The following is a 9006-nucleotide window of genomic DNA, read 5'->3' as shown; positions in this document are numbered from 1 at the left end:
TCTGCTTTTTTCATTGCAACAAAATCGCAGGACATTTACACTTTACAGGGTCATACAAAAATAGACACCGATACGAACGAAGAAAATTACAAAAACTCGCAAATCGCTCTTTTGCTTGAACAATGTAATAAAATGAGATTATAATAACAAAGTTTGTATTGAATTTGAAAATTGAATTTTATATAATAAAAATAGAATAGCAATTAATCAAGAGTGTAATTTGAGTACATAAAAAACTTATGTTGGGAGGCACAATGAATATAGCTATCTGTGACGATGATCTTAAACATATAAATTTAATAGAAGATATGATATATGATTTATCTCAAAAATTAGACAATTTTAAACCTGATATAGATGCTTATTTAAGTGGTGAAGAACTACTTAGATTGATAGATGTTAAAGATTTTCCATCTATTTTATTTATAGATGTTGAAATGCCAGGAATTAATGGAATTCAAACTGCTAGAGAACTGAGAAAGCTTTCCGAACAAGTTTTGATAATTTATGTTACAAGTTACGAAACTTATACCTTGGAATCTTTTGAAGTTAGACCTTTTCGATATTTGTTAAAGCCTATTGATACGAAAAAGTTTGCCAGAGCTTTTTATGATGCTATTGAATACATAAATAACTCCAATAGTTATGTATTTTTTAAAAAAGGAAAGGATCACATTCAAGTAGATAGTTCGTCTATCATAGCTATATTTTCTGAATCTGGAAGAAAATTAAGGGTGAAAACTAGCGATGAATTAGATGACGAGGTATTTTATGGGAAAATCAAGAATATAGAAAAAGAACTCAATCCTTTAATTTTTGTTAAGATAAACAGCGGAACCATTATAAACTTAAAAAAAGTCAAGATTTTAAACGCTCATGAGGTAATAATGATAGATGGATCAATATTACCCATTAGTAAAAACAGAAAGAAAAGTGTCATTGATTTGTATTCTAAATTTATTTCTAAAGAGGTCGGAATATGAGTATTGCAGCTATTAAAGTTTTTACTACATTTTTAGTTATTGTGCTTTTGCAAACGACTATTTCTTATGTTTTTTTCAATGAATATTTTATCAATATAAGGAAAAATAGTATTCTTTTCTTCAGCTTTTTTATTATCATACTTATGGATAAATTCATGGGAAATTCTACTTTTCTTAAATTGTCGTTTTTAACTGTAGCAAATCTAGCTATTTCATTTATGTTTTTTGATGGGACAGCTTACAAGAAAGTTTTTTATGTCATTAGTTTTATTTGTAATTTCACTTTATATGAAGTTGTAGGACTAAGCTTTTTTAGTTCAAGCATATACAAAGATTTTTTTGACATAGATTTTTCTTTTTATTATATAAGTTTGTATTTAGCTTTTTTGGGATTGTTTTATGTGTACATAAAATTCATAAAAGATGGCAGTTACGAAAATTTTGACTTGGACAATACTGAATATTTGATTCTTACTATTGTATTTCTTTGCAACCTTGTAATGCTCATGGTACTAGGAGATTATTCTTATAAAGTAAGTATTGTTTTAATATTCGTTGCGATTCTTTCGGATTTTTGTTATGTTTTTTTTCACAGGAAAATCAAAGAAAAGAACTTGATTCTGTCTAAATATCAAGTTATAGATGAACAAAACAAAATCCTAAAAAGAGAGATAGAAAATGAAGCGAATTTTAGAAGATTAAAACATGATTTAAAAAACACTTTGCTTCAGGTTGATATGAATATCAAAAGTGGTGACACTAATCTTGCTATAGCTCAAATTGAAAATATAGTCGGACAAAAACTGGACAATCCAACTTATCTTAGTGGATTGACAGAGATTGACTATCTATTAAGCATGAAAATTAAAAAAATGGAACAACTAAATATAAAACATAAAATATCACTTCAAATCCCAAAGGACTTAAATATCAAGGAAATTTCGATAGATTTGTCTGCGATAATAGGAAATTTAATAGATAATGCTATTGAGGCAGTTGAACGAGTTGGAGATGTTGACTCTCCGATTATAATAAAACTGATATATCGAGATGAAAAAATATATGTATATACTGAAAATCCTTCTGAAAAACTTGAAGAAGATTTCTCGAAAGACTTTATAAAGTCTTCAAAATCGGATAGATTTGGAGTTGGGATAAAGAGTATAAAGTTGCGTTTAGAAAAATTAAAAGGATTTTATAATTTTAAATATGAAGATGGCTTTTTTAAAGTTTTGATTATTGTACCTTGTAAACTGCAAAATCAAAGCTCTTTATAAAAATTTGAAGAATTAAACGAGTATTGAAAATTAGATTAAAAACTAATTTTTGATGCTCGTTTTTTTAATACAACTTTTTAGGCTATTTAATACATTTTGAAAATCCAATTAAAAATCCATTGTATAATCAATTTGAAAGTAGAGGTGAGGTGTATGGAGATAAAAAAACGTAGAAATTATGATTTTAGTTTTTTAAATGTAAATGAGAAAAATCCTTTAGTAATAGCGATGTCGTTGGTAGTCATCAATTTGTTATCACTGTTAACGCTTATAATTCTTTTATCGTATGTAAAAGTATCTAATCCGTTTTTAATGTTGACAGTACCAACTGTGATTTCATTTATTATACTTCCAAAATTATTATTAAAATGTCTCAATATTGAAGATAATTTGGATGTATTCAGATATTTAAAAACTTCAAGTGTAATTTTTATATCTTTTGTAGCCGTCTATCTTTTAATATTTAGATCGAAACTTGATATGACATTTGTGGGGTTTTGGATAGTACATTATCTAATTGTTGCCACAGGCGAGGAGTACATATACAGGCATCTTTTAATTAGTCTGTTATCTAAAAAAATGAGTATCATTATTTCTTGTGCTATATCAAGTATTGTTTTCGCATTTATCCTTCATAATAACGAAGATTTTTTAACGAACTTAGTAATCAGACTACCTTTGGCGCTTATGTTATCGGGGATTTATGTCAAAACAAAAAGTTTAAGCTTACCTATTGTCATACACGCAATTTACAATTTATTAGTAATGATTGTTTAGGAGGATTTATGAAAAAAAATATTGTAGTTTTGGTAATATCTTTAGTAGCGTTGAGCTTTTTGATAGTAAAAGTATCAACGACTGTAAATTCATTAAATGTTGTGACGTTTTTAGTTTTTGGAGCTATTTTACCGGCGTTGGTTTCATCAATAATGGGCTGTTCGCTTATAAATATCTTAAAAATTCAAAAAGATAAAGTAAAAATAATAGGATCTGGGGTTTTTGCACTTGTATATTCAGTTTGTTATTTGATTTTTATAAAATTGATCAATTTGGATTTTGAAGCTATAGCTAGAAATTCTCAGAATATATCTAACAATTCTTCAATACAAATTAACGCTGTAAGCAGTCAGTCGGTACTGACAACGGGTTTGATTAATTTCTTCTTGGTATTTTCTTTGATAGTAATATTTTTAAAAATAAAAGAAAAAGCAGGTGAAAGATATGTATAAAAATCCTAATGTTAAAACAGAAAAATTTAACGGAGCAAATCTTTTGATTAATACAGCAAACTCAGCTGTATTAGGGCTTGACGATAAAACTTATGAAGATTATCTGGAAATTTTACAAGATAAAAATGTCAATGAGGATTTGTATGAGTTTTTAGTAGAAAATGAATTCATAAAAAAAGTTAATGAGTTTACAAAAGGATTCAATGTTAAAAATGCTTACATACACATAACAGACAGATGTAATTTGAAGTGTAAGGGATGTTATTCAGAAGATGAGAGATGTGATAAGAAAGAGCTATCATTTAATGAATTAACAAAAGTGGTTGGTAATTTAAAACCATTAAATCTAGAAAATATTATTATATCTGGCGGAGAGCCAATGATACGAAAAGATTTGGATAAAATATTGAAGCTTATCAAAACAGAACTAAAACCAGATAATTTAATTGTAATAACTAATGGTACTGTACATAGTTTTGATATGTTAGAAAAAATTGCCCCATACATTGACGTTCTTTCGGTATCTTTGGATACTTACAGCTCAGATTGCAAAGCGTTCCTAAGAGAAGACAAAATTTTTGATAGAATAATGGAATTTATAGACAGGGCAAAAGGATTAGACATTACTTTATCCATACTGCCAACTATTAATCACAAAAACGTGGATTACATTAATGAGTACACTAAACTTTCGAAAAAACTAGGCACAAATATAAGTTTTAGTTTATTTACAGTAAAACCGGACGATGAAAACAGAGAATTTGTATTGACTACAGATGATCTCAAAAAAATTGTCGACTACTATAGAGTTAACGAAATAGAAGTGGAAGATGTTCCTCTTAAAGATTGCCTTGAAGGAAAATGTAACTGTAGAACAGGAGAACAACTGATTTCTGTAGGAACTGATGGATCCTTGTATCCTTGTCATATGCTAATGGAGGATGAATTCAAAATGGGAAATTTGTTAGAAAAAGACGTTATGAGTTTGCTTGTACATAATGCCAAAAGAAAATACGGAGTTGAAGTAGACGATATGGATGGCTGCAAAGAATGTGAGTTCAAATATTTATGTGGTGGTGGATGTCGAGCAAGAGCTTACTTGTATACTGACAAAATAACAAGTAAGGATCCGTTCTGCCCAATGTACTATGGGTTTTTTGATGAAGTTATGAATAATTTAATAGCAGGATAGATTAATGGACAAATATATTGCTTCTTCAATAGAAGAAATTTGTAATCAAAATAAAAATATAATGACAAGATTTAATGCGAAAAATTTGTTTAAACACAATGGAGAGTTTGTTTTGTCAGATAAATACATAGAATTTAAAGGGTATAAAACAATAAAATTTGATGAAATTGAAGATATATCCTTGGAAAATGATGATGTGGTATCTTCGGTGAATTTTGCCACTCAAAATAGGATGGTTTTTGGAAAATCAGCCAGACCAATAAGACTATTACTGAAAAATGAAGAGATAATATATTTTTATGTGAACTGGAATATATTAACAGGACTTAGCTCCAACAAAAAAATTTATGACATTTTAAATGATCATATAAAAAATTAAAGCTGGATTTTTCTAGAGAATCCAAAGGTTGAAGGAGGTGACAGATATGTTATTCAAATTTTTGAAGAAAAACAACGCAGGTTGTGCATCAGTAGGAATGGTAGTTTGTGGATCTATTGGATATTCAGGAAAAAAATGGTCAGCATAATTGATCTGATTATTTTGAAAAACAACAAAACGGTAAACAAAAGAATTAATTATTAGAGTTATCATAAGGAGATAAAAATGTTATTTAAATTTTTGAAGAAAAACAACGCAGGTTGTGCATCAGTAGGAATGGTAGTTTGTGGATCTATAGGATACTCAGGAAAAAAATGGTCAGCGTAATAATACTTAACTAATATTAAAAGATTCATATTTAAATTTGGTGTCTGATTAAAGATGCCAAATTTTTATATGGAGGTGTATATGAAAAAATATCTTAACTCACAAAAATTAAGGATATTGTATATTGTAATACTTTCTATAGTGACAAGCTTATGTAGTATTTTTATTGTGAGAAACATCCAAAAGATTGTGGATAGCATGATAAACAGAGACTCTCTGACATTTAAACAAAGTATTTGGCTTTTGGTAATATCATTTATCATAAACTTCATATTAACTTATTTGTTGGTTATATCCAACGCAAATTTGAAAAAGAATATACATAAATCAATAAAAAGAGATATCATAAAAAGCTTTTTTAAAATGAAACATAAAGATTTCATGAAGACTTCTTCATCTCAAAAGATAAACGTATTTGAAACTGATTTGAACATAATAGACAATCAATATTTCGAAAACATACTAAACCTTCTGAAAAATAGCTTATTGATATGCTTTTGTTTGGTTTATTTAATGAAATTAAACATAAAAATGGCCTTTATTATGATTTTTTGTTCATTTGTAATATTACTATTGCCAGTTTTTCTGGGCAAAAACATAGATGAATTAAGTGCGAAGTATTCAAAAAATAAAGATAAATTTCTTGAAAAGATTAAAGATGTTTTTGAATCAATGGATTTAATACATACTTATGGAATAGAATCAAAAATTCTAAAACAATTTGATGCATCTTTGGAAGAATTAGAAAGGTCATTATACTTATTTAACACTAGCTTAGGACTTTATTCACAGATAATTGGTCTAGGTAACTACATTATAATAGCCATCTCATTTTCTCTAGGAGGATATTTTGTAATAAATGGGAAATTAACAGTAGGTGGTCTTATTGCGATAACACAAATCATAAATATGATGATGGGTCCAATAGGAGAATCTACAACAGCAATTATGGAAATTAAAGGAGCCAGTAAAATAAAGGATAAAATAACAAATTTATTAACCTACAAAAAAGCAAATGACTTTTATATTACTGAAAATACCTTTGACTCTATAAAACTAGATAATATGTGCTACAAAAATGATGATTCTGAGTTTTCGTTGAATAATATAAATCTCAAAATTGAGAAAAATAAAAAATATGTAATACTCGGTCATAGCGGTAGTGGTAAATCGACATTGCTAAAAATTTTGGCAAATATTTTATCAAATACTTCTGGAAATCTGTACCTAAATGAAAGTGAGTACTCAATTCATAAGAACATATCGCAGATGATTTCTTTTGTATCCCAAGAAACATTTATATTCAACGATACATTGAAAAATAACATTACCTTATACAACGAGTATCCTGATGAAGAAATAAATAAAGCGATAGAATTCTCCTTGCTCGAGAATTTAAAGGATAGAAAGATACAACAGGATTCAAACTTGCAGGATACCTTGTCAGGTGGTGAAAGGAAGAAAATTGGTCTTGCAAGAGCAATTCTTAATGATACAGATGTAATTCTATTAGACGAATTGAACTCGTCTCTTGATTCTACTAGTTCAAAAATTTTAGAGGATAGAATTTTTGATTTGAAAGACAAAACCATCGTCATGGTTACTCATAAGATTAATTATCATAATTTAGTTAAAGCAGATGAAATAATCTGCATGGATGATGGAGAGATTGTAGAAAACGGAAACTTGGAAGAATTATTGGAAAAACAGGGTTATTTTTATAGAAATTTTGGAGAATTATATGGAAAATATTTTAGAGATTAATAATTTAAGGAAGTCTTACAAAGATGTGTTGATTTTAGATGATGTGAATTTTAGTCTTAAACCTAAAGAGATTGTGGGTTTAGTAGGGGCAAATGGAGCAGGGAAAACAACTTTGATGAAGACGATATTGGGATTTATTTTTAAAGATAGTGGAGAGATAAAATTTTTAAACGATCAATCTTATAGCAATAAACATGAATTAATGAGTAAGATAGGATTTTTAGTAGACACAAGACTTTATGAGAATTTAACAGCAGAGGAAAATATTCAAATTCAAATTCTTTACAGAAATTTGAAAAATGAAAAAGAAACTTGGGATAGAGCTAACTATTTATTAGAACTTGTGGGGCTAAAAGGTGTCAAGAAAAAGGTGTCTGATTATTCGTTTGGGATGAAACAAAGACTAAGTCTAACTTTGGCGCTACTTGGAGATGTGAAGTTGCTTATATTAGATGAGCCGTTTGTTGGACTTGATCCGAACGGTATAAATGGGGTGAAGAAATTTATTAAAGAGATTGTTGAAAAAGAAGAGATTGCACTTCTGATTTCTTCGCATCAAATGAAGGAAATAGACGAATTATGTGATAGGTTTTTATTCTTGGAAAACAAAAAGATAAGAAATCACAACTTAAACAAAGAAAAAATGTTTATAATAGAAATTTCAAACAAAACACCAAACTTAGAAATAAATGACAAGAACATTGTCTTAAAAGACAATAAAATACTTGTAAGTGATAAAAATCAATTAAACAAAACCTTTAAGATATTGGCGGATAAAAATATTGAGATAAAGGACATTTTAATTGAATCTGATTCTATAAACAAGTTATTTGATGAGGTGCAAAATGAAAAAAATAGTTAAAGCAGAATTATTCAAGCTTAAAAAGAGCAAGGCTTTCTTGTTGATTTTATTATTGAATCTTGTTTCCATATTATATGGAGCTGGTGTTAAATTTGGATGGAGTTTTGTGGCGTTTAAAGGTCAATTTGATATATGTAGATATGTATTTTCTATATGGCAGTTGTATTTCATTCTAGGTGTCCCAATGATAATCTTAATGTATACTGGATCGAAAATATTAGGAGACGAAATTCAAAAAGGTCAAATCATTTTAGAAGTAGCGCCAGTAGCCGATAGAAAAAAGCTTATCTGCGGGAAATTTGTATCGATGATTTACATGACAGTTTTTTACTTTATGACGAATATAGGTTTCAATATTTTGGCTTATTTAATCTTTGTGAAGGGGACCAATTATGCTGTAAGTGGAAATTTGTTTACTACAGATAACTTCGAGATTTTAGTTCAGATATTGTTTGGGTTTTTAGAAGTTTATTTTTTGGTAATCTTTGCGATGCTAGTTTCCATTGATAAAGGAGCGATTGTCGGAACATTAAGTTCAATGGGATTATATGTTGTTACATCGCTATTAACCAGAGCAAAAACAATAGACAAGTTTATCATAGGATATTTTAATTTAAAATCAGATAATGTCATAAATCCAGAAACTATAATGATTCAATTAGTAGTATTCGCAGTATGTATAAGTTTAATAATTTATGTTTCCATTCGAAAATTTAAGCAGAAAGATTTATAATAAATAACTAACAATAAAGTAGTCCATCGCATTAAATTTTATTTAAAGATTGATGCGATGGATTTTTTTTATGAGCGATTTACAAGTTTTTCTGTTTTGCTTTTTGTTATTCATATTTTGTGTTGCAGTGAAATAAAAGCAGATTACCAGTTTTGCTAAGAATATCATACGGAGAAAATAATCATAAAATCAAGCGAAGTGAACCGTTAAAAAATTGTGCTGTCTGAGCGTCAGCGAGTTCACAATTTTAGGTTCACAAG

At 28.3% G+C, this 9006-nt stretch carries 9 protein-coding genes; all 9 read left to right on the top strand.

All coding sequences use genetic code 11. The features are described 5' to 3' along the window. Positions 1-254: 254 nt before the first annotated feature. Complete coding sequence (locus KHW44_RS03670; protein WP_304066109.1) at positions 255-983, top strand: LytTR family DNA-binding domain-containing protein; 729 nt, start codon at positions 255-257, stop codon at positions 981-983. After that, positions 980-2260: a GHKL domain-containing protein gene (locus KHW44_RS03665; RefSeq protein WP_304066104.1), complete on the top strand. Its 1281-nt coding sequence runs from the start codon at positions 980-982 to the stop codon at positions 2258-2260. The genes KHW44_RS03670 and KHW44_RS03665 overlap by 4 nt, the downstream gene beginning before the upstream one ends. A gap of 153 nt (positions 2261-2413) precedes the next feature. Continuing rightward, positions 2414-3037, top strand: coding sequence for a CPBP family intramembrane glutamic endopeptidase (locus tag KHW44_RS03660; RefSeq protein WP_094206401.1), 624 nt, complete (start codon positions 2414-2416; stop codon positions 3035-3037). Positions 3038-3045: 8 nt separating this feature from the next. Continuing rightward, on the top strand, positions 3046-3489 hold the full coding sequence (locus KHW44_RS03655; RefSeq protein ID WP_304066097.1) for a hypothetical protein: 444 nt from the start codon (positions 3046-3048) through the stop codon (positions 3487-3489). Beyond that, the gene (locus KHW44_RS03650) at positions 3482-4681 is read left to right on the top strand and encodes a radical SAM protein (RefSeq protein ID WP_304066094.1); all 1200 of its coding nucleotides are present in this window, start codon (positions 3482-3484) and stop codon (positions 4679-4681) included. Before KHW44_RS03655 ends, KHW44_RS03650 begins: the two co-directional genes overlap by 8 nt. A 4-nt stretch (positions 4682-4685) precedes the next feature. After that, the gene (locus KHW44_RS03645) at positions 4686-5060 is read left to right on the top strand and encodes a hypothetical protein (protein WP_304066091.1); all 375 of its coding nucleotides are present in this window, start codon (positions 4686-4688) and stop codon (positions 5058-5060) included. Positions 5061-5468: 408 nt separating this feature from the next. Next, positions 5469-7151 (top strand): ABC transporter ATP-binding protein, encoded by a 1683-nt coding sequence (locus KHW44_RS03640; RefSeq protein WP_304066088.1) that lies wholly within the window; start codon positions 5469-5471, stop codon positions 7149-7151. Then, complete coding sequence (locus KHW44_RS03635) at positions 7129-8013, top strand: ABC transporter ATP-binding protein (RefSeq protein ID WP_102164510.1); 885 nt, start codon at positions 7129-7131, stop codon at positions 8011-8013. Before KHW44_RS03640 ends, KHW44_RS03635 begins: the two co-directional genes overlap by 23 nt. Next, entirely contained in the window at positions 7997-8746 is a 750-nt protein-coding gene (locus KHW44_RS03630; protein ID WP_304066083.1) for a hypothetical protein, read from the top strand. Before KHW44_RS03635 ends, KHW44_RS03630 begins: the two co-directional genes overlap by 17 nt. Positions 8747-9006 lie beyond the last annotated feature (260 nt).

It is taken from the genome of Finegoldia magna, from assembly GCF_018371055.1.
Taxonomy (GTDB): Bacteria; Bacillota; Clostridia; order Tissierellales; family Peptoniphilaceae; genus Finegoldia; species Finegoldia magna_I.
This window is presented reverse-complemented; position numbering and strand designations above follow the sequence as displayed.